The organism is Nonomuraea sp. NPDC059194, from assembly GCF_042754765.1.
Lineage (GTDB): Bacteria > Actinomycetota > Actinomycetes > Streptosporangiales > Streptosporangiaceae > Nonomuraea.
The window spans coordinates 11,800-31,626 of the sequence record NZ_JBHZBH010000045.1 but is presented as its reverse complement, the minus strand read 5'-3'; the positions used below and the strand labels follow the sequence as shown (position 1 = coordinate 31,626).

Genomic DNA, 19,827 nt, shown 5'->3' with positions numbered 1-19,827 from the left:
GAAATCATCGCATGGCTTCGGCGCGCGCCCTTCGCTCCGCCCTGCGCTCGACGAACCTGGCGGCCGTCGTCTCGGTCTTCTCCAGGAAGGCGGCCAGCTCGTCGCGGGCCTTGGCGCCGTCGCCGTCCAGGTTGGTCTGGTCGAAGACCGCCCACTGGCGCAGCACGGGCATGAGCACGTCGTCGAGGTGCAGCCTGAGGTCGTAGATGCCCTCGTTGGCGATGATCATCGCCTTGCGGGTGAAGCCCTCGATGGTGGTGCCCGGCATCTGGAACGTCGTCACGACGTCGGTGATGGCGCGCATCGTCTGGTTGGGGTCGAGCTCGAAGGCCGCCTTGAGCAGGTTGCGGTAGAAGAGCATGTGGAGGTTCTCGTCGGCGGCGATCTTGGCGAGCAGCCGCTCGCAGTTGGGGTCGCCGGCGGCCCTGCCGGTGTTGCGGTGCGAGATGCGGGTGGCCAGCTCCTGGAAGGAGACGTAGGCCAGCTGCTGCAGCATGGTCGAGTACTCGCTCTGGAAGCCGCCCTCCATGTGGACCATGCGGGCACGTTCCAGCGCGACGGGGTCGACGGCGCGCGAGACGGTCAGGTAGTCGCGGATGGCGACGGCGTGCCTGCCCTCCTCGGCGGTCCAGCGGCCGACCCAGGTGCCCCACGCGCCGTCGCGGCCGAAGGTGGTGGCGATCTCGTGGTGGTAGCTGGGCAGGTTGTCCTCGGTGAGGAGGTTGACGATCAGCGAGACGCGCGCCGCCTCGGGAATCGTCGAGTCGGTCGGCTGCCAGGCATCGCCCCCGAAGATGCCGTCGAAGTTACGGCCCTCGCTCCACGGCACGTACTCGTGGGGGAACCACTCCTTGGCCACCTTGAGGTGGCGGTCGAGCTCGCCCGCCACCACCGGCTCAAGCTCGTGCAGGAGCTCCGTCTGACTCATCACCATAAAGCTCATCTCCTTCAAGCTACGCAACCGTAAGTTAGGCTACCCCAAGAATATGGAGGGTGATTATGCGACCCAGTGTCCGAGGTGTCCTGCTTGATGAGGAGGAGCGGCTGGTCGTCTTCCGGCGCACAGTCCCCGGCAGGGAGCTTTACTGGTCGGTCCCCGGCGGTCACGTCGAGCCGCAGGACGCCAGCCTGGAGCACACGCTGCGCAGAGAGCTGCTGGAGGAGCTCGGCGCGGTCGTCTCCGCGATCACCCCGCTGACCACGCTCACCTACGCTTACCAGGGCGCGGTCAAGACCCAGCACGTGTACGGCTGCCGCCTGGTCTCCATGGATCCCGCGCTGCGCCACGGCCCCGAGGCGGAGGACCCCGAAAGCGGGGTCTACGACGTCGAACGGCTGCCGCTCGACCCCGCCGAGATCACCTCGCGGCGGCTGGTCCCCGAGGCCCTCGGCGACTACCTCGCCGTGCACATCACCGCGCTGCCCCGCCTCATCCCGCTGACCTGCGGTCCTCCATCTCCCAGAGGTGATCGATGACGTGCCAGACGATACGGCGGCAGGCGTACCGGGTGGACCAGGCGCCGGAGCCGCCCGCCAGCAGGACGGCCGCCAGTTCCGCCCGCATGGCGTCGCGGTCGGCGACCGACCGGTACGGCGGGTACCGCACGCCGAGCTGACGGGCGTAGGAGCGCTCGGCCTCGGTCACGTGGGCGACCATCTTGGAGCGGTCGCGCCCGCCGCCGCGCGGCCCCTTGCGCAGTTCCTCAGGGGTGACGGCGGCCGTCTCGTCGAACAGCGCCCAGGCCGCCCGGAGCAGCGCCACGTCGCGGGCGGCCGTCGCGGGGTCGACAGGTGCGGAGTCGGCGGCGGGCTCGGCGGCGGGCGCGCCGAAGTCGGTGGTGCTGCTGCCCTTGACCCGCTCGACCACGACAGGCTCACCGGGGGCGAAGTCCAGGCCCGCGCGCTCGGCGATCACCCGGTAGCGCGGGGCGTAGTCGGTGAGCCGGTCGATGGCCAGTTCCTCGCTCTTGTCGACGCGGCACCAGCCGGGCCAGTCGAGCGAGCAGGCGAAGACCTTCTTGGGACCGAGCTCCAGGTAGATGTGGTGCATGACCGCCAGCCTGCCAGCCGTACCTGACAGGATGCGGCAGGAATCAGACCAGCTCGACGAGATCGGCCACCGACTCCACGACCAGCGAGGGACGGTAGGGGAAGCGCTCGATCTGCTCGCGCTGCACCACGCCGCTCAGCACCAGGATCGTGTAGAGGCCCGCCTCCATGCCGCAGACGATGTCGGTGTCCATGCGGTCGCCGATCATCGCGGTGGTCTCGCTGTGGCCCTCGATGGCGTTCATCGCGTGGCGCATCATCATGGGGTTGGGCTTGCCGACGAAGTACGGCTCGACACCCGTGGCCTTGGTGATCATCGCGGCCACGGCGCCGCACGCCGGGAGCGAGCCCTCGTTCGACGGCCCCACCGGGTCCGGATTTGTCGCGATAAAGCGGGCGCCGCTGTCGATCAGCCGGATCGCCTTGGTGATCTGCGTGAAGCTGTAGGTGCGCGTCTCGCCGAGCACCACGTACTCGGGTTCGTGATCGGTCAGCACGTAGCCGGTCTCGTGCAGCGCGGTCGTCAGCCCGGCCTCGCCGATCACATAGGCGGAACCGCCTGGCCGCTGGTCGTCGAGAAAACGCGCCGTCGCCATCGCCGAGGTGAAGATCGACTCCTCCGGCACCTCCAGGCCCCCCACGCGCAGCCGTACCGCGAGGTCCCTCGGGGTGTAGATGGAGTTGTTCGTGAGCACCCGGAAGCTCTTGCCCGAATCGCGCAGGCGCTTGATGAACACGTCGGCGCCGGGGACGGGATGGCCCTCGTGCACGAGGACGCCGTCCATGTCGGACAGCCAGCTCTGGATGGGCTTACGCTCAGTCACCTGCCCCATCCTACAAATGACCGCTTGTCCGGCCGATGTCAATCATGTGAAGAATGTTCTCCATGTCGCTCCTCGAATCAGCCCAGGACATGCGCGACGAGCTCATCCAGCTCCGCCACTCCCTGCACACCACCCCCGAGATCGGTCTCCACCTGCCCATCACGCAGGAAAAGGTGCTCGCCGCGCTCGACGGCCTGCCGCTGGAGATCAGCACGGGCGAGTCGCTCAGCTCGGTCACCGCGGTGCTGCGCGGCGGAAAGCCGGGCCCCGCGGTCCTGCTCAGGGGCGACATGGACGCGCTGCCCGTCGCCGAGCGCAACAGCCTGCCGTACATCTCCGCCCACGAGGGCAGGATGCACGCCTGCGGCCACGACCTGCACACCTCGATGCTGGCGGGGGCCGCGCACCTGCTGGCCGCCCGGCGCGAGGAGCTGGCAGGGGACGTGGTGTTCATGTTCCAGCCGGGCGAGGAGGGCTACGAAGGCGCCAAGTACATGATCGACGAGGGCGTCCTCGACGCGGCGGGCTCGCGGGCCGTCGCCGCGTACGGCATGCACGTGGTCTCCGCGATGCTGCCGCCTGGCGTCTTCTCCTCGCGCGGCGGGCCCATCATGGCCGCGGCCGACACGCTGAACGTCCACGTGATCGGCAGGGGCGGCCACGGCTCCACCCCGCAGCGCGCCCAGGACCCCATTCCAGCCGCCTGCGAAATGGTGACCGCCCTGCAGACGCTCGTGACCAGGGCCTTCGACGTGTTCGACCCGGTCGTGGTGACCGTCGGCAGCTTCCACGCCGGCACCGTCGACAACGTCATCCCCGACGATGCCCGCTTCTCGGCCACGATCAGAACCTTCAGCAAGGACAACAGGGCCCGCATCAAGCAGCGCGCCGTCCAGCTCGTCGAGGGCATCGGCGCGGCCCACGGGCTGCGGGTGGAGGCCTCCTTCGGCATGGGCTACCCGGTCACGGTCAACACCCACGACGAGGCGTCGTACGCGGGCGAGACGATCGACGGGCTGTTCGGGCCCGGACGTTTCTTCGTGGCCCCGCAGCCGGTCACCGGGTCTGAGGACTTCTCCTACGTGCTGGAGGACGTGCCGGGCGCGTTCGTCTTCCTCGGCGCGTGCCCGCCCGACCGCGACCCGGCCGGCGCGCCGTACAACCACTCCCCTGAGGCGCAGTTCGACGACGCCGTCCTGCCGGACGGCGCGGCTCTCTACGCGTCACTGGCGCTGGGCAAGCTCTCAGCCTGACCCTCTCTTTGGTACGGCAGGCCCCCGAGAAGCCCACCGCGGTCACGGGGCGGAGGCCCGTCCATCACGCAACTCCTGCGTGCGGGGCGGGCCGCCGTCACATCGCCCCCTCGATCGTCCACCGCTCCGCAGGGCGGTCTCGCGGTCACCGTGGTCTGCGTGTCACACCACCACTGTGGCCTGGATCACGTGGCGACGTAGTCTGGCGCGTGTGATCACCGTCATCGACGGCCGGGTCGCCGGGCCCGATGCCAACCTGCCCATGTTCGCCCGCTACGGCCACTTCACCGCCATGCAGGTACGCGACCGGCGCACACGCGGCCTCGACCTGCACCTGACCCGCCTGAGCGCGGCCACCCGCGAGCTCTACGGCACCGACCTCGACACCGGCCTCGTCGTCGGCTCGATCAGGACCGCGCTCGCCGGCCTGGCCGACGCCAGCGTCCGGGTCCACGTGCTCGACGACGGCGACCGCCCGCACGTGTTCGTCACCGCGCGCCCGCCCGTGGACGTGGCCACCGTGCCGCAGAGCGTCAAACCCGTCGTCTACCAGCGCTTCCTGCCGCACATCAAGCACATGGGCGGCTTCCCGCAGGCGTACTTCGGCCGCCTGGTCGCCGCCGAGGGCTACGACGAGGGCCTGCTCACCACCGCCGACGGGCTGATCTCCGAGGGCCTGATCACGAACCTGGGCTGCTTCGACGGCAGCGCGGTCATCTGGCCGGACGCGCCGATGCTCAGCGGCATCACCATGCAGCTGATGGAGCGGGCGCTGCGAGCGGCGGGCATCCCGCAGGAGCGCCGCCCGGTCAGGGTGGCCGATCTGGGTTCCTGCGAGGCGGTCTTCCTCACCAACTCCCGCGGCGTGGTCATGGTCGGCCGGCTGGAGCAGGACGCGCTGAAGCTCGACGACGCCTTCGCCGCCCGCCTGCTCGGCCTCTACGAGGGCCTGCCCTGGGACCCGATCTAAAACCACGCGGCCCCGGGCGCGGCGCCTGTCGGTTCGCGGCAGATGACGCGGTGTCGTCCCGCCCTGCTAACGAAACGGGCGGGAGCGGATTGAAAGTGGATCAAGGTGAGCATCAAGAGGGGGGCGCGCATCCGCGCCAACCGACTCGATGACCTGGAAGGCGATTTCCCCCCGATGGCCTTACAACCTGGTTCCTCCTACCTGCTGTTCGCGCGGTTCCTGCGCCCCATCCGCCGCAAGCTCGCCTGGGCCGCGGCCCTGCAGGTGATCGTCGCGATCACCACCGTGGCCCCGCCGGTCGCGATCGCCGAGTTCGCCCGCCACCTGCTCGCGGGCGGCTCGCCCACGGGGGCGTGGTGGGTGGCGGCGGTGACGGCGACCGCCCTGCTGGTCAGGGCGGTGTGCACGGTCGGAGTCACGGTCCTGACGAACGTGGCCGACAACGACATGCAGCGCGACCTGCGCGTGCGGATGGCCGAACACCTGACCCGGCTGCCGCTCGACTGGTTCGGCGGACGCGGTTCAGGCCGCGTGCGCAAGGCCGTCACCGACGACGTGGCCTCCCTGCACCGGGTGGTCGCCCAGAGCCTGATGGACGCGCTCGGCGCGCTGCTGGTGCCCACGCTCTCCCTGGCGTACATGCTGTGGGTGAGCCCGGCCATGACGGGGATCGTCCTGCTGCCCGTCCTGGTCGGGTCGGTGTTCTACAAGAAGGTCACCGACATCGCCAACGCGGGCATGGCCGGCTACCACGAGGCCGTCGCCCGGCTGAGCGCCGCGGCGGTGGAGTTCGTCCAGGGCATCGCGGTGGTCAAGGTGTTCGGCAGGACCGACGGCCAGCACGGGCGCTGGCGGGCCGCGACCGGCGCCTTCAGCAGCTACCTCGACGGCTGGTCGCGCTCGGTCGACCGGCCCATGGTGGCGGGCACCGTCGCCTACTCCGCTCCCGTCGCGATGGCCACGGCGCTGGCCGGTGGCGGGGTGCTGATCTGGCTGGGCGTGCTCGCGCCCGCCGATGTCGTGCCGTACCTGCTGCTGGCGCCCGGACTGGCCGCGCCGCTGCTCGCGCTCGGCTACGCCGCGCAGGACATCCAGTTCGCCCGCACCGCCCTCGACGAGATCGGCGGCGTCCTCGACGCGCCCGCCAGAACCGAGCCTCCTCCCGGGGCGGTTCCCCGTGGCAACGAGATCGTCTTCGCCGACGTCCGCTTCGGGTACGGCGAGCAGGAGGTCCTGCGCGGCATCGACCTCACCCTCACCCCCGGCACCGTGACCGCGCTCGTCGGCCCCTCGGGCGCCGGCAAGTCGACGCTGGCCGCCCTGCTGGCCCGCCTGCACGAGGGCGCGCGCGGCACGATCAGCATCGGCGGCGTCGACCTCGGCGAACTGCCCGACGCCGAGCTCTACCGGCGGATCGGCTTCGTCCTGCAGGACGTGCGCCTGCTGCGCGCCAGCGTGCGCGACAACATCGCCCTGGCCAGGCCCGGCGCCTCCGACGAGGAGGTGCAGGCCGCCGCCCGCGCCGCCCGCGTCCACGACCGCGTCATGGAGCTGCCGCGCGGCTACGACTCGGTGGTCGGCGAGGACGCCGCATTCTCTGGCGGTGAGGCCCAGCGCGTCTCGATCGCCCGCGCCCTGATCGCCGACACCCCCGTGCTCGTCCTCGACGAGGCCACCGCGTTCGCCGACCCGGAGTCCGAGCTGGCGGTGCAGGAGGCGCTGTCGCACCTCATGCGCGGCAGGACGCTGCTGGTCATCGCGCACCGGCTGCACACCGTCCAGTTCGCCGACCAGATCGTCGTGCTGGACGGCGGTCGCGTCGCCGAGCGCGGCACCCACGACGACCTGCTGGCCGCCGGCGGGCTCTACGCCCGGCTGTGGGCCGCCCAGGAGCAGGCGGTCGCCGCGTGATCCGCCGCCTGATCGCCCTGGCCGACCCAGGCCAGGCCCGCGACCTGCGCCTGGCCGTCGCGCTGATGACCGTCTCCGCCGCCCTCATGGGCGCCCTGCTCGGCCTGCTGCTGCCGACCCTGCGGGCGCTGTTCACCGGCGCGGACGCCACCGCCCCACTGCTGGCCCTCCTCGCGCTCACCGCGCTCTACGGCCTCACCCACCACGCCGCGATGATCAAGGCGCGCCGCGCCGGCTACGGCCTGTGCGGCATGCTGCTCGACCGGCTCGGCGACCACGTCGTACGGCTGCCGCTCGGCTGGTTCCGCCCGGCCCGCGTCGGCCCCTTCGGCCGCCTGGCCGGAGCGGGTGTCATGAACATCCTGCAGACCCCCGCCCATCTGCTCGAACCCCTCGCCGGAGCGACCGTCGCCCCCGCGGTGACGATCGCCGTGCTGGCGGTGACCGACTGGCGGATGGGGCTGGCCGCGCTGGCCGTCGCCCCGCTCATCTGGCTGGCCGCTCGATGGATGGGCGACAGGATCACCGCCGCCGACCACGACATCGACGCCGCCACCGCCGACCTCGGCGCGCGAACCGTCGAGTTCGCCCAGACCCAGCCCGTGCTGCGCGCCGCCGGCCGTACCGGGAAAGGCCTGGAGCTGCTCACCGCGGCGGTCGACGAGCACCGCCGCGCCACCTCGCGGCGCATCACGACCGCGCTGCCCGCGCTGACGGTGCTCGGGCTGTCCATCCAGGGCGCGTTCGCCGCCCTGCTGGTGGCCGCGGCGGCCATCGCGACCGACCTCGACGCGGCGGCCCTGGTCACCGCGATGGTGCTGGCCTCCCGCTACGTCGAGCCGATGCGGGACGCCGCCGCGATCAGCGCGGTCCTGCGGATGAGCGCCAACTCCCTGGACCGCCTCGAACAGGTCCTCGCCACACCCCCGCTCCCCCAGCCCGCGCGGTCGGCGCCGCTCGGCGAACCCTCGATCGAGCTGGAGCGCGTGTCGTTCTCCTACAACGACACACCGCTGCTCGAGGACGTCAGCCTGACCGTCTCCCCCGGCACCGTCACGGCGCTCGTCGGCCCCTCGGGCGCGGGCAAGACCACGATCCTGCACCTGGTCGCCCGCTTCTTCGACGTCTCGTCAGGCAGCGTGCGCGTGGCGGGCGCGGACGTGCGCGAGCTGACGTTCACCGACCTGATGGCGCAGGTCGCGCTCGTCTCCCAGGACGTCTACCTGTTCGAGGGCACCCTGGAGGACAACATCAGGCTCAGCCGCCCCGAGGCGAGCCAGGAGGAGGTACGGCGGGCGGCCGCGCTCGCCCGCTGCGACGAGATCGCCGAGCGGCTGCCCGGCGGCTGGTCCGGCCAGGTCGGCGAACGAGGCGCCGCGCTGTCGGGCGGCGAGCGCCAGCGCGTGTCGATCGCCAGGGCGCTGCTGAAGGACGCGCCGATCGTGCTGCTGGACGAGGCCACCTCGGCGCTCGACGCGGAGAACGAGGCCGCGGTGGTGGCCGCCGTGCGCGCGCTGGCGCAGCGCCGTACCGTGCTGATGGTCGCCCACCGGCTGAACACGGTACGGCACGCCGACCAGATCGTGGTCCTGGACGGCGGCCGGGTCGCCGAGCACGGCACCCACCAGGACCTGCTGGCCGCCGGCGGCCTCTACACGGCCCTTTGGAAGGCCCGTGACGCCGCGTCAGGCTGGCGAGTGAGCGCCTGACCCAACGGGAGGCGGGCCTGTGCGGGCCCGCCTCCCGTGCGGGAAAGGGAATGCACGCGGGCGACGTCCTCGCCTACCGTGGCGCGGATGGAGGACCGACTTCCCGCGACCGTGCTGGACGCCGTCCTGGGACGCCCCGGCGGATCGACCGTGTGGTGCCGCGCCGAGCCGATCACCGACGGCTCAGGGGCGGCGACAGGCGCCGTGACGCTCTCGCCAACGCCTCCGGCCTGCTTCCCGCGGGCCGGAGCTCGCGGCACCGCGCTGCTACGGCGTCGTCGGCCCCGGCCGGGGTGGGTCAGCGGCAGGCCACCCGGTAGGCGTCCAGCTCGTAGTTCTTGCGCAGCGAGTTGAAGTTGCGCGCGTTGGACTTGGAGCAGAACCGGGACGGGCTCAGCTCGTACTCCACGGTGAACACCGCCTTGCCCGCGCTCACGAACTGGTCGTAGCCGTAGTCGCCGTTCTGCGCCGTGGTGCACTCGCTGTACTGCCAGCACTGCTCGTTCAGCGCCCAGTCGAAGTACGGCAGCAGCTGCGGGATCTGCTCGAGGTCGTTCTTCAGGCCCACCGACAGCCCGCGCGTGTGGGCCTCGTTGGCCAGCCACGCGTTGTAGGCGAACTGGTGGGCGGCCGTCAGCGGGAAGCCCGTCTCGTTGGTGTACCCGTCGACGTTGTCGAACTCGATCGCGTCGAAGCCCTTGGACTTGCACATGTCCATGCGGGCCCGCATGATCTGCCCGAGCGGCCCGCCGTACTGCCTGATGTCCAGCCAGCGCTCGCCCGGCCACTCGTCGAGGTTGGCGCCGAGGACGGAGGCGGGGAAGTCGGCGGCGTCGGGCCGCCAGTCCTCGTACGATCCGGCGCTGACGTAGCAGACGACCTTGCGGCCCGCCTTGGTCTCGTGCAGGCGGCGGACGGTCGCGGCGCTCGCGTTGAAGCCGTCGATGTCGTACATGGTGACGTTGAGGAACGGCTCGGCGGGCACCGACGACAGCTGCCACTGCCAGCTGGTGTTCAGCGCGGGCTTCCAGCAGCCGGGGCAGGGGGTCGGCGGCGGTACGGCCGGCGCGGCGGCCTGGGCCGGCGCGGGGGCGACGATGAGGGCCGCCCAGGTGAGCAGGGTGACGGCAAGGGTCTGTAAGGCTCGCATGCTTCTCCTCGCTTGATGATCGGCAAGGGCGCCAGGCATGCTGTTCCGCACTCCGGCTCGCGGCCAGGCCCGTGGCTCGCGAGCGGTGGCGTGGCCCGGAGAGGCCGGGGTACCCACGCCAGCACGTGTCTAGAGTTGCGCAGCCGACCTGATATTTCAACAGCTTCGCGCAAGACGCGGTCGTGGAATACTGGTCGCCCAGGTTGGAGGTGCGGATGTCGCGGATCGTCTTCGTCGGGGCCGGCGACGTCGAGCTGACGCGCAGGATCCTGTCGGACCTCTTCCTGTCCGAGCCGCTGCACGGCGGCCTCGACATCGTCCTGCACGACGACGACCCGGCCAGGCTCGCCACCGCCGAGGCCCTGGCCAGGGCGCTGAACACGGAGGCGGGCGCGGGGGCGCGCGTCATAGGCCACACCGACAGGCGGCGCGCGCTCGACGGCGCCGACCACGTGGTCGCCACGATCGAGGTTGGCGGCTTCGAGGCGACGCTGCGCGACTTCCAGATCCCCCACCGCTACGGCCTGCGCCAGACGATCGGCGACACCATCGGCATCGGCGGCATCTTCAGGGGCCTGCGCACCATCCCCGCCGCGGTCGAGCTGGGCCGGGAGCTGGCCGAGCTGTGCCCCGACGCCTGGCTGCTCAGCCACACCGACCCGATGGCGATGACCGGATGGGCGATGCACGAGGCGACGGGCTTCGACAGGTTCGCCGGGGTCTGTCACGCGGTCTGCGACACCCACGCCTACCTGGCCGATCTCGTCGGCCGCGATCTCGACGAGCTGACGCTGCGCAGCGCGGGCGTCAACCACCAGTCGTTCGTGCTCGTCTTCGCCGACGCCGACGGCCGTTCCCTCTACCCTGATCTCGACGCGGCGCTGGCGGCTGATCCCGAGCTGAAGAGCCACGTCCGGGTGGAGATGTACCACCGTTTCGGCTTCTTTCCCACCGAGTCGAGCGAGCATGCCGCCGAGTACGTCCCGTGGATCATGCGCCATGCGGAGGAGACGTCCAGGCTCGGCGTGCCGGTCGAGGAGTACCTGCGCAGGGCGGGCATGTCCCTGCACGTCTACGAGGAGACCAGGCGGGCGCTGGCGGCGGGCAGGCCGCTGCTGATCAGGTGGCAGCACCAGGAGCCGGCGGCCTCGGCACTGCTGGCGATGCTGACGGGGCGAGAGAAACTCGTCCACGTCAACGTCCGCAACGACGGTCTGATCGGCAACCTGCCGGAGGAGGCGTTGGTGGAGGTGCCCGCGGTTGTCAACGCGGCGGGCATCCATCCCCAGCGGGTGGGCGAGCTGCCGATCCAGCTGGCCGCGCTCAACCGCACCTTCCTCAACGTCGTCGAGCTGACCGTGCGGGCGGTGCTCGACGGCGACCGCCGGCACGTCCTGCACGCGGCGATGCTCGACCCGAACACCGCCGCGACGCTCCCCCTGCCGGCCATCGAGGCGCTGTGCGAGGAGCTGCTGGCCGCCCACGGCGACCTGCTGCCCGAGGCGGTGCGCCGGTGAAGCAGTCCAGCTCGACAGGGGTGCGCCAGTGACGCGGGCCGCGCCGACGAAGCCGGTGACACGGGCCGGGCCGACGAAGACGGTGAAGCGGGCCGGGCCGACGAAGGAGCGCCGGTGAAGGAGTCGATGCCGACCGAGGTGCGCCGCGAGCGCATGCTCGGCCTGCTGAGGGAGCAGGACTTCGCCAGGGTCAACGAGCTGGCCGAGGCGTTCGGCGTCTCCGGCGTGACGGTCCGCGCCGACCTCGACGCGCTGGAGGAGCAGGGCAAGGTGCGCAGGGTCCGCGGCGGCGCGGTCGCCGCGGGCACCGCGCTCACCGAGGCGTCGTTCGAGATGTCGCTCGGCGCCGCCGCGGTGGAGAAGGGCCTCATCGCCAAGGCCGCCGCCCGCCTGATCAGCTCGGGCGAGAGCGTGCTGATGGGCGCCGGCACCACCACCGCCTACGTGGCCAGGGAGCTGGTGGCCAGGGCCGACCTGGCCGAGGTGACGGTCTTCACCAACGGTCTGCGCACCGCGCTGGAGCTGGAGCCGGCCATCCCCCGCTTCTCCGTCGTCGTCACCGGCGGCAGCCTGCGCCGCCAGCAGCATTCGCTCGTCGACCCGATGGGGGGCAGGCTGCTCGACGGCATCAGGGCGAGCACGGTGTTCCTCGGCTGTGGCGGCGTCCACGTCGACAGCGGCTTCACCAACGTCAACCTGCCGGACGCCGAGATGAAGCAGCGGATGCTGCGGGCGGCCGGCAGGCGGATCATGGTGGCCGACTCGACCAAGCTCGGCAGGATCGAGCTGGCCCCGATCTGCCCGCTGTCCGGTGTCGACCTGCTGATCACCGGCGAGTCGGCCGACCCTGCCGTGGTGGCCCGGCTGCGCGAGCGCGGCCTACGGGTGGAGCTGGCCGGCTAACTCCAGCCCGGCTGCGTGAGCGCGGCCTGCGGGTTGAGCTGGCCGGCTAGCTCCGGCCCGGCCACGCGAGCGCGACCTGAGTGGACCGGCCGGTCAGCTCGCCAGGGTGACGCGCAGCGACTCCGGCAGCAGGTCGCCGTGGGCGACGGTCAGGTCGTCGCACATGCGCCAGATGTCGTCCAGCGACAGGGTGGCCGAGGCGTTCGGGTCCACCATGACGGCGTGCCGTACGTGCTCGGGCCTGCCCTCCTCGGCGGCGCGGACGGTCAGCTCGTTGACGTTGACGTAGGCCCGGTTGAGCGCCGCGAGCTGCGGCGGCAGCGCGCCCACGCGGGTGGGCCGCACGCCGGTGGCGTCGACCGCGCACGGCACCTCGACCACGCAACCGCCGGGCAGGTTGGAGATCAGCCCGTCGTTGACGACGTTGCCGTAGACGACGCGCGGCGTGCCGGTGACCATGCTGTGGATGATCTGCGGCGCGTACTCGTCGGTGCCGGCGATCTCCAGCTCGGCGCCGTGCCGTACGGCGTCGCGGGTGCGCTTGTACTCGCGCACGTTCTCCTCGCTGACGCGCAGGTACTCGCCGACGGGGATGCGCAGCCTGTCGATCTCGGCGGCGTGGCGCAGTAGCCACGGCACGTACTCGGCCGAGTGCTCGCTGGTCTCCGTCGGGTAGTGGCCCAGGCGCCGGTACATCTCCACCCTGACCCTGCGCCGCAGCTCGGCGTCGGTGTCGATGCGGGCGTCGAGCCGGTCGTAGAGGTTGTCGCCGTCGCGCTCGAAGCGCAGCACCCAGGCCTGGTGGTTGACGCCCGCCGCCTGGTAGGCGACCTCCTCGTACGGCACGCCGACCAGGTCGGCCAGCCCCCGCATCGTCCAGTAGACCGAGTGGCACAGGCCCACGACGTTGCGCACCCTGCCCGCCAGGTACCACACGTTCATGGCCATCGGGTTGGTGTAGTTCATCAGCAGCGCGTCGGGGCAGGCGGCGGCCATGTCGGCGGCCAGGGCGTCGAGCACGGGGAAGGTGCGCAGCGCGCGGAAGACGCCGCCGACGCCGATGGTGTCGGCGATGGTCTGGCGCAGGCCGTAGCGGGCGGGGATCTCGAAGTCGGTGACGGTGGAGTCGTGCCCGCCGACCTGGATCATGTTGATCACGAAGTCGGCGCCGTCGAGGGCGGCACGCCGGTCGAGGGTGGCGGTGATGCGCGGCTTGGCGCCTCGGGCCGCGGCGATGCGGTGGGCGACGGCCTCGGCGACCTGGAGGCGCTCGGGGTCGATGTCGTGCAGCGACAGGTGGAGCGAGGACAGCTCCGGATAGCGCAGGAGGTCGGCGAGCAGCCCCTGCGTGAAGACGACGCTGCCCGCGCCCACGAACACGATCTTGGGGTTTCTCATGAGGTGGCTTCCTCCCAGGTCGGTTGCGCCGCTGTGCCCCCCGCGGCTCGGGTGGAAAGGGTGCCCGCCCTGACGGCCAGGCGCAGGCATGCCTCCAGCGGCAGCCCGTTGAGCCTGGCGGCCAGGAAGCCGGCGTTGAAGCTGTCGCCCGCGCCCACGGCGTCCACGAACGAGGGATTCGGGACCGCCGAAACGTGCACGGGGCCCTCGGGCGTCCAGGCGAGGGCGCCGGCCGCGCCCCTCTTGACCACCGGCAGCGTTCCGCCTGCGGCCAGCGCGCGGGCGGCCTCGGCCACGTCCTGCCCGCCGAGCCCAGCGATGGCCAGGGCCTCGGCGTCGTTGGGGAGCAGGACGTCGGTCAGGCCGATGATCTCCTCCAGCCCCTTCCACCCACCCGCCGGGTCGTCGTTGGTGTCGAGGGAGGTGCCGGCGCCGAGGTCGCGTGCCGTACCGAACAGGCCGGCGACATCGAGCCCCGGCTGCAGGAAGAAGGAGGAGACGTGCACGTGGGCGGCCCTGGCGACCAGCGAGGCCGGGACCTCCCACGGGTCCGGCAGGCAGCCAGGCGAGGTCAGGATCGCCCTGTCGGCTCCGCGCACGAGCACCACGGTCAGCGCGGTGGGCCTGGCGGGCTCGACGACGCAGGCGGAGACGTCCACTCCGCGCCTGGCGAGCGCGTCGAGGACGAATTCGCCTGCCGCGTCGGCGCCGACCCTGCCGGCGAAGGCGGTGCGCAGGCCGAGCCTGGCGGCGCCGCACGCGGTGATCGCGCCCGATCCGCCGAGCACCAGCTCCCCCGTCTCGACCAGCTGCTCGCGCTGCCCGAAGGCGAGCGTGGACGGCGTCCCCGACACGATCACATCGGGGTTGGCGTCCCCCACGACGAGCAGGTCGAAGTCTGTTGTGGCCATGGGCAGGAACGTTCTCAGCGCCTTCGCTGACTTGTCAAGTCTTTCAAAACGAAGGCTGGAGCGAAGGTATTGACAAGTTTTCGCAAGTTCCCGAGAGTTGGCCCCGTGTCCACACTCTCGCTGCCGAACCGAGTGCGCGACGACAGACGGGTAGCCCTGCTCTTCCTCGCTCCCGCGCTGGTCGGCTTCGGCGTCTTCTACGTGTATCCGGCCCTGCTCGGCGCCTGGTACTCGATGACGGACTGGAACCTGCTGTCGGAGCCCGCCTTCGTGGGCGCCGACAACTACGTGACGCTCCTTCACGACCCGCTGTTCTGGAACTCGCTCAAGGTCACCGGCTACTACGTGGTCCTGACGATCACAATCCAGATGGTCGGCGGTCTGCTGCTGGCCGCGCTCATGCACCGGCTGACCCGCTCGGTCGTACTGCGCTCGCTGCTGGTGGTGCCGTGGCTGGTGCCGAACGTGACCGTCGGCCTGCTCTGGATGTGGCTGCTGGATGCCAACCTCGGCTTCTTCAACCACGTGCTGACCGGCATGGGCCTGGACAACCAGGGCTTCCTGACCGCGCCCGACCTGGCCATGCCGAGCGTCGCCATGATCAACGCATGGACCTCGACCGGCTACACGGCGCTGCTGCTGTATGCGGGGATGTGCCTGGTGCCCAAGCAGATCTACGAGGCCGCCGCCCTCGACGGCGCCGGTGAGCTGCGCACCTTCTTCAGGGTCACGCTGCCGCTGATGCGGCCGATCCTGGCGTTCGTGCTGGTGGTGTCGCTGATCGGGTCGTTCCAGTTGTTCGACACCGTCGCCGTGACCACCAAGGGCGGCCCGGTCAACGCCACCAGGGTCGTCTACTACTACATCTACGAGCAGGCCTTCACCCACTTCAAGATGGGCTACGCCTCGGCGATGGCGCTCACGCTGGTGCTCATCCTCGGCGTGCTGACCTTCGTCCAGATGCGCATGCTCCGCGCCTCGACCTCGGACCTGGCATGAGAAGAATCCTCGCCTGGGCCTGCCTCGCCCTGGCCATCCTGATCACGCTCTTTCCCTTCTACTGGATGCTGCGCACCGCCATCACGCCCGGCAGGGAGCTGGCCACCGACAACGTCGGGCTGCTGCCCGAGCACCCGACGCTGATCAACTTCGAGCGCGTGCTCGGCCTGGCCACCCGCGAAGAGACCAGGGCCGCCGGCGGGTCGGGCGCCAACCTCGACTTCTTCCTGTACCTGCGCAACTCCCTCGTCTACACCGGCCTGATCACGCTGGTGCAGACCTTGTTCTGCGCGATGGCCGGCTACGCCTTCGCCAGGCTCCGCTTCCCCTTCAGGGACGCGCTGTTCGGCCTGTTCGTGGCGGCGCTGATGGTGCCGCCGATCTTCACGCTGCTGCCCAGCTTCGCGGTGGTCAAGCAGCTCGGCTGGCTCAACACCATCCAGGGCCTGGTCGCGCCCAGCCTGCTGATGACGCCGTTCGCAGTCTTCTTCCTGCGGCAGTTCTTCCTGGGCTTCCCCCGCGAGGTGGAGCAGGCCGCGACGATCGACGGCGCGGGCAAGTGGACCCTGTTCTGGCGGGTCGTGCTGCCCATGACCAGGGGGCCGCTGCTCACCCTCGCCCTGACCACCGCGGTCTGGGCGTGGAACGACTACCTGTGGCCGCTGCTGATCGCGCCGGGCGAGGAGACGCGCGTGCTGACCGCCGCGCTCGGCATCTTCCTCAAGCAGTCGCCCAACACCGCACCCGACTGGACCGGCCTGATGGCCGGATCGGCGCTGTCGGTGATCCCCGTCCTGTTGCTGCTGGTCTTCTTCGGCCGCCGCCTCGTGGACTCCATCCAGTTCAGCGGACTCAAATAGGAGGTCTCCCGATGAGAAGAGCGGCGGCGCTGGCCGTACTGCTGATGACGGCCGCGTGCGGCACCTCCGCCCAGGACGGCGGCGGGAACGTCACACTCACCTACGGCCTGTGGGACGACGTCCAGCAGGGCGCCTACCAGAAGTGCGCGGACGCCTTCCAGAAGGCCAATCCGGGCATCACGATCAAGATCCAGCAGAGCGCGTGGGACCAGTACTGGCAGAGCCTCACCACCCAGATGGTCTCGGGCGAGGCCCCCGACGTGATCACCATGCAGGCCTCCTACTACCCGCAGTTCGTCAAGAACGGCCAGCTGCTCGACATCGAGCCGCTGGTCAAGGCCGACAAGGTGGATCTGTCGCAGTATCGCGCGGGTCTGGCCGAGCTGTGGGTCAAGGACGGCAAGCGGTACGGCCTGCCCAAGGACTGGGACACGATGGCCGTCGTCTACAACGTCGAGCAGGCCGAGAAGGCGGGCGTCGACCTCAGGGACCTCACCTGGAACCCGGCCGACGGCGGCAGCTTCGAGAAGGCGATCGCCAGGCTCACCGTCGACGCGGCGGGCAGGCGCGGCGACGAGCCCGGCTTCGACAAGGCCAAGGTGGCCGTCCACGGCTACGTCCCCGAGCTGCGCGACGGCGCGCTCGGCCAGAACGGCTGGGGCGACCTGGCCGTCTCCAACGGCTTCCGCTTCATCGACAGGAACCCGTTCGGCACCAAGTACTTCTACGACGACCCGAAGCTCGCCGAGACCGCCGAGTGGTTCAAGCGCCTGGCCGACAAGGGCTACACCGTCCCCTACGACAAGACCAGCTCGCTGGGCCCCGACGCGGTGCTCGAGTCGGGCAAGGCCGCGCTGGGCATCACCGGCTCCTGGATGATCAACACCTATCTGGCGGAGGGGAAGTTCGCCTTCGCCCCGCTGCCGGAGGGCCCGCAGGGGCGCAAGTCCGCCTTCAACGGCCTGGCCGACGTCATCTACGCCGGGACCAAGCATCAGGAGGCGGCCTGGAAGTGGGTGAAGTTCCTCGGCTCGACCGGCTGCCAGGACATCGTGGGCGATGCCGCCGTGGTCTTCCCCGCCATCACCTCCTCGGCCGAGCGGGCGATGAAGGCGCACGAGAAGGCGGGCCGTGACGTGTCGGCCTTCACCTCCATCGCCGACGCCAAGGATGGCACGTTCCTGCTGCCGGTCAGCGACCACGGCGACGAGATCGGCCAGATCGTGCAGACGGCGCTGGAGGAGGTGTGGCTGGGCCAGAAGGACGCCACCACCGCGCTCACCGCCGCCAACACACAGGTCAACGCTCTCTTTGGAACCCGCTGACCAGCGGATACACTACGGACGTCCCGGCGCGCCCCTGCGCGCCGTGCGACCCGACCCCCCTGTGACGGCCTTTTTCCAGTGTGGCGTGCGATGAAGGAAAGTTACATTCACCTCACAACCTCTGGAGATTATTGACGCATCCGCGGGCTGACCATAGGGTCCGGACAATCCCCGATCTATACCGGACCCATCGATAAGCCCCCCACGGAGCGGTACATGAAGCGACTAGCAGCCGTAGTGGCGCTGCTCGGCCTCGCCACGGCGACGGCCTGCAGCAGCACCGACAACAAGTCCGCGGGCGGTGGTGGGAGCGCCGGCGGCGGCCTCTTCACCACGATCGACGTGAACAGGCCTGGCATCGACGCGAGCGCCCCTGCCAACCCTTACAACCCCAAGGGCAACGCCTTCCCGGGTTACACCACGATGAAGATCGGGTGGGTCGTCAACCACCTGACCGACCCCAACAAGGCCCTGCCCGGCATGGCGGCCAGTTGGGAGATCGCCCCGGACAACTCCTCCATCACGCTCAAGCTGCAGCCGAACGCCAAGTGGTCCGACGGCAAGCCGGTTACCGCCGAGGACGTGAAGCTCTCCATCGCCCTCGCCTACACCCAGGGCAGCACGGCCTTCGCCCTCACCCCCGGCGCGGCCGGCGCGGCGGCCGAGGTCACGGTCGTCGACGACAAGACCATCAAGATCACGCAGGACCCCGAGAACCCCAGCCCCAAGTTCGCGCGCGGCGTGCTCGACACCACGGTGCTGCCCGCCCACGTGTGGAGCGCCGCGGTGCCCGCCACCATCTGGGACACGATCAAGACCGCCCGCGGCGACGGCCCCGAGGCGGAGAAGGCCCGCGAGGAGATCACCGCGCTCGGCCAGAAGGTGATCGCCTTCGCCCCGCCGACGGACGTCGCGGGCGGGCCGTTCGTGCTGGCGCGGGTCAACCCCGGCGAGGCGCTGCTGGTCAGGAACAAGCACTTCTTCAACGCCGCCAACGTGGCGCCCGAGCAGGTGAAGTTCCTCAACTACACCGGTAACGAGCAGATCTGGAACTACCTCACCCAGGGCAAGCTCGACCACTCCGGCTTCGTCGCCGCTCCGACCGACGTGATGAACCGGATCAAGGCCGCGCCGGGCAGCGAGGTCATCAAGGGCTACTCCCCCGTGGCCGTGAGCATGGCCTTCAACCAGAGCAAGAAGCCCTACGACAACGTGCACGTGCGCAGGGGTCTGGCCCACCTGATCGACCGCGAGCAGGTCACCAAGGTCGCCTCGCCCGAGGGCGGCACCGCGGCGACCACCATCACCGGCATCCACCAGAAGGCCGCCGGCGCCTGGATCCCCGAGACGCTGCCCAAGCTGGAGCAGTACAAGGTCGACCCGGCCAAGGCCGAGGAGGAGTTCAAGGCCGCCGGCCTGACCAAGAAGGACGGCAAGTGGACGCTGGCCGACGGCACGCCGTGGAAGGTCTCCATGCACGCGCCGGCCGGCTTCTCCGACTGGCTGTCGGCCCAGGAGAACATCAAGAGCCAGCTCATCAAGGCCGGCATCGATGCCGAGGTGGTCACCACCGCCGACTACCCGGTCTACCTGGAGGAGCTGGCGGCCGGTAAGTACGACGTCGGCTTCTGGCTGATGGCGCTTGGCCCCGCGCCGTACGACATCTTCCAGCGCCTGTACGGCGCCTCCAACGGCTGGGCCAACGTCGGCGGCAAGGTCAAGCACTCCGCCCCTGGCGAGGCCGGCAACTGGATGGGCAGCCCCGAGGAGACCGAGGTCGACGGCGCCAAGGTCAACCCTGGTGAGCTGACCGGCAAGCTGAACTCGGTGGGCCCCGAGGAGGCCAAGCCGATCATGGCGCAGCTGGCCACGGCCGCCAACCAGGATCTTCCGGTCATCCAGCTGTGGGACTACATCAACAACCAGTTCGTCAACAACAGCCGCTTCACCGGCTGGCCGCACGACGACGAGGTCCTGCGGCTCGGCTCCGGCGTCCTTCCCTCTGGTGTCTGGATCCAGCAGGGTCTGGTCAAGAAGAAGCAGTAACA

At 70.5% G+C, this 19,827-nt stretch carries 17 protein-coding genes; 11 read left to right on the top strand and 6 right to left on the bottom strand.

What is annotated here, in order from left to right; genetic code table 11:
* Window positions 1–4 precede the first annotated feature (4 nt).
* Window positions 5–934 carry an acyl-ACP desaturase gene (locus ACFXJ8_RS36925; protein WP_379649130.1) on the bottom strand — a complete coding sequence of 310 codons (930 nt, stop codon included), beginning with the start codon at window positions 932–934 and terminating at the stop codon, window positions 5–7.
* A 65-nt stretch (window positions 935–999) separates the two neighbouring features.
* Here ACFXJ8_RS36925 and ACFXJ8_RS36920 point away from each other — a divergent pair, with 65 nt between their 5' ends.
* Complete coding sequence (locus ACFXJ8_RS36920; RefSeq protein WP_379649073.1) at window positions 1,000–1,476, top strand: NUDIX domain-containing protein; 477 nt, start codon at window positions 1,000–1,002, stop codon at window positions 1,474–1,476.
* Here the strand turns inward: ACFXJ8_RS36920 and ACFXJ8_RS36915 are convergent.
* Together ACFXJ8_RS36915 and ACFXJ8_RS36910 are read right to left on the bottom strand one after the other, a co-directional pair.
* Entirely contained in the window at window positions 1,430–2,050 is a 621-nt protein-coding gene (locus ACFXJ8_RS36915; protein WP_379649071.1) for a hypothetical protein, read from the bottom strand. The genes ACFXJ8_RS36920 and ACFXJ8_RS36915 overlap by 47 nt on opposite strands.
* A 43-nt stretch (window positions 2,051–2,093) precedes the next feature.
* Entirely contained in the window at window positions 2,094–2,882 is a 789-nt protein-coding gene (locus tag ACFXJ8_RS36910) for an HAD-IIA family hydrolase (protein WP_379649069.1), read from the bottom strand.
* Between the two features lie 53 nt (window positions 2,883–2,935).
* Here ACFXJ8_RS36910 and ACFXJ8_RS36905 point away from each other — a divergent pair, with 53 nt between their 5' ends.
* From ACFXJ8_RS36905 to ACFXJ8_RS36890, 4 genes are all read left to right on the top strand, one after another.
* Window positions 2,936–4,126, top strand: a complete 1,191-nt coding sequence (locus tag ACFXJ8_RS36905; RefSeq protein ID WP_379649068.1) for a M20 family metallopeptidase — start codon at window positions 2,936–2,938, stop codon at window positions 4,124–4,126.
* A gap of 211 nt (window positions 4,127–4,337) precedes the next feature.
* Window positions 4,338–5,096: an aminotransferase class IV gene (locus tag ACFXJ8_RS36900; protein ID WP_379649066.1), complete on the top strand. Its 759-nt coding sequence runs from the start codon at window positions 4,338–4,340 to the stop codon at window positions 5,094–5,096.
* A 105-nt stretch (window positions 5,097–5,201) separates the two neighbouring features.
* Window positions 5,202–7,007, top strand: coding sequence for an ABC transporter ATP-binding protein (locus ACFXJ8_RS36895; protein ID WP_379649064.1), 1,806 nt, complete (start codon window positions 5,202–5,204; stop codon window positions 7,005–7,007).
* Entirely contained in the window at window positions 7,004–8,716 is a 1,713-nt protein-coding gene (locus ACFXJ8_RS36890; RefSeq protein ID WP_379649062.1) for an ABC transporter ATP-binding protein, read from the top strand. The genes ACFXJ8_RS36895 and ACFXJ8_RS36890 overlap by 4 nt, the downstream gene beginning before the upstream one ends.
* A gap of 298 nt (window positions 8,717–9,014) precedes the next feature.
* Here ACFXJ8_RS36890 and ACFXJ8_RS36885 read toward each other — a convergent pair whose 3' ends face one another.
* Entirely contained in the window at window positions 9,015–9,866 is an 852-nt protein-coding gene (locus ACFXJ8_RS36885; protein ID WP_379649060.1) for an endo alpha-1,4 polygalactosaminidase, read from the bottom strand.
* 215 nt (window positions 9,867–10,081) lie between these two features.
* On the opposite strand from ACFXJ8_RS36885, the gene ACFXJ8_RS36880 reads away from it, so the two are divergent.
* The gene (locus ACFXJ8_RS36880; RefSeq protein WP_379649058.1) at window positions 10,082–11,383 is read left to right on the top strand and encodes an alpha-glucosidase/alpha-galactosidase; all 1,302 of its coding nucleotides are present in this window, start codon (window positions 10,082–10,084) and stop codon (window positions 11,381–11,383) included.
* 114 nt (window positions 11,384–11,497) lie between these two features.
* Window positions 11,498–12,286 carry a DeoR/GlpR family DNA-binding transcription regulator gene (locus ACFXJ8_RS36875; RefSeq protein ID WP_379649056.1) on the top strand — a complete coding sequence of 263 codons (789 nt, stop codon included), beginning with the start codon at window positions 11,498–11,500 and terminating at the stop codon, window positions 12,284–12,286.
* Between the two features lie 93 nt (window positions 12,287–12,379).
* Here ACFXJ8_RS36875 and ACFXJ8_RS36870 read toward each other — a convergent pair whose 3' ends face one another.
* Together ACFXJ8_RS36870 and ACFXJ8_RS36865 are read right to left on the bottom strand one after the other, a co-directional pair.
* A complete protein-coding gene (locus tag ACFXJ8_RS36870; protein WP_379649054.1) occupies window positions 12,380–13,684 on the bottom strand; it encodes an alpha-glucosidase/alpha-galactosidase in 1,305 nt (434 codons plus the stop codon).
* A complete protein-coding gene (locus tag ACFXJ8_RS36865; protein WP_379649052.1) occupies window positions 13,681–14,595 on the bottom strand; it encodes a carbohydrate kinase family protein in 915 nt (304 codons plus the stop codon). Before ACFXJ8_RS36865 ends, ACFXJ8_RS36870 begins: the two co-directional genes overlap by 4 nt.
* Window positions 14,596–14,700: 105 nt before the next feature.
* Here ACFXJ8_RS36865 and ACFXJ8_RS36860 point away from each other — a divergent pair, with 105 nt between their 5' ends.
* The 4 genes from ACFXJ8_RS36860 (at window position 14,701) to ACFXJ8_RS36845 (ending at window position 19,825) form a co-directional block, all read left to right on the top strand.
* Entirely contained in the window at window positions 14,701–15,594 is an 894-nt protein-coding gene (locus tag ACFXJ8_RS36860; RefSeq protein WP_379649050.1) for a carbohydrate ABC transporter permease, read from the top strand.
* Complete coding sequence (locus ACFXJ8_RS36855) at window positions 15,591–16,454, top strand: carbohydrate ABC transporter permease (protein ID WP_379649045.1); 864 nt, start codon at window positions 15,591–15,593, stop codon at window positions 16,452–16,454. Before ACFXJ8_RS36860 ends, ACFXJ8_RS36855 begins: the two co-directional genes overlap by 4 nt.
* An 11-nt stretch (window positions 16,455–16,465) precedes the next feature.
* Window positions 16,466–17,779 (top strand): ABC transporter substrate-binding protein, encoded by a 1,314-nt coding sequence (locus tag ACFXJ8_RS36850; protein ID WP_379649043.1) that lies wholly within the window; start codon window positions 16,466–16,468, stop codon window positions 17,777–17,779.
* Window positions 17,780–17,995: 216 nt separating this feature from the next.
* Window positions 17,996–19,825: an ABC transporter substrate-binding protein gene (locus ACFXJ8_RS36845; protein ID WP_379649041.1), complete on the top strand. Its 1,830-nt coding sequence runs from the start codon at window positions 17,996–17,998 to the stop codon at window positions 19,823–19,825.
* The last annotated feature ends 2 nt before the right edge of the window (window positions 19,826–19,827 follow it).

Coding starts and splice junctions, on each gene's coding strand:
- ACFXJ8_RS36925 (WP_379649130.1), bottom strand. CDS start 934: ATGGTGATGAGTCAGACGGAGCTCCTGCACGAGCTTGAGCCGGTGGTG.
- ACFXJ8_RS36920 (WP_379649073.1), top strand. CDS start 1,000: ATGCGACCCAGTGTCCGAGGTGTCCTGCTTGATGAGGAGGAGCGGCTG.
- ACFXJ8_RS36915 (WP_379649071.1), bottom strand. CDS start 2,050: ATGCACCACATCTACCTGGAGCTCGGTCCCAAGAAGGTCTTCGCCTGC.
- ACFXJ8_RS36910 (WP_379649069.1), bottom strand. CDS start 2,882: ATGGGGCAGGTGACTGAGCGTAAGCCCATCCAGAGCTGGCTGTCCGAC.
- ACFXJ8_RS36905 (WP_379649068.1), top strand. CDS start 2,936: ATGTCGCTCCTCGAATCAGCCCAGGACATGCGCGACGAGCTCATCCAG.
- ACFXJ8_RS36885 (WP_379649060.1), bottom strand. CDS start 9,866: ATGCGAGCCTTACAGACCCTTGCCGTCACCCTGCTCACCTGGGCGGCC.
- ACFXJ8_RS36880 (WP_379649058.1), top strand. CDS start 10,082: ATGTCGCGGATCGTCTTCGTCGGGGCCGGCGACGTCGAGCTGACGCGC.
- ACFXJ8_RS36870 (WP_379649054.1), bottom strand. CDS start 13,684: ATGAGAAACCCCAAGATCGTGTTCGTGGGCGCGGGCAGCGTCGTCTTC.
- ACFXJ8_RS36865 (WP_379649052.1), bottom strand. CDS start 14,595: ATGGCCACAACAGACTTCGACCTGCTCGTCGTGGGGGACGCCAACCCC.
- ACFXJ8_RS36855 (WP_379649045.1), top strand. CDS start 15,591: ATGAGAAGAATCCTCGCCTGGGCCTGCCTCGCCCTGGCCATCCTGATC.
- ACFXJ8_RS36850 (WP_379649043.1), top strand. CDS start 16,466: ATGAGAAGAGCGGCGGCGCTGGCCGTACTGCTGATGACGGCCGCGTGC.
- ACFXJ8_RS36845 (WP_379649041.1), top strand. CDS start 17,996: ATGAAGCGACTAGCAGCCGTAGTGGCGCTGCTCGGCCTCGCCACGGCG.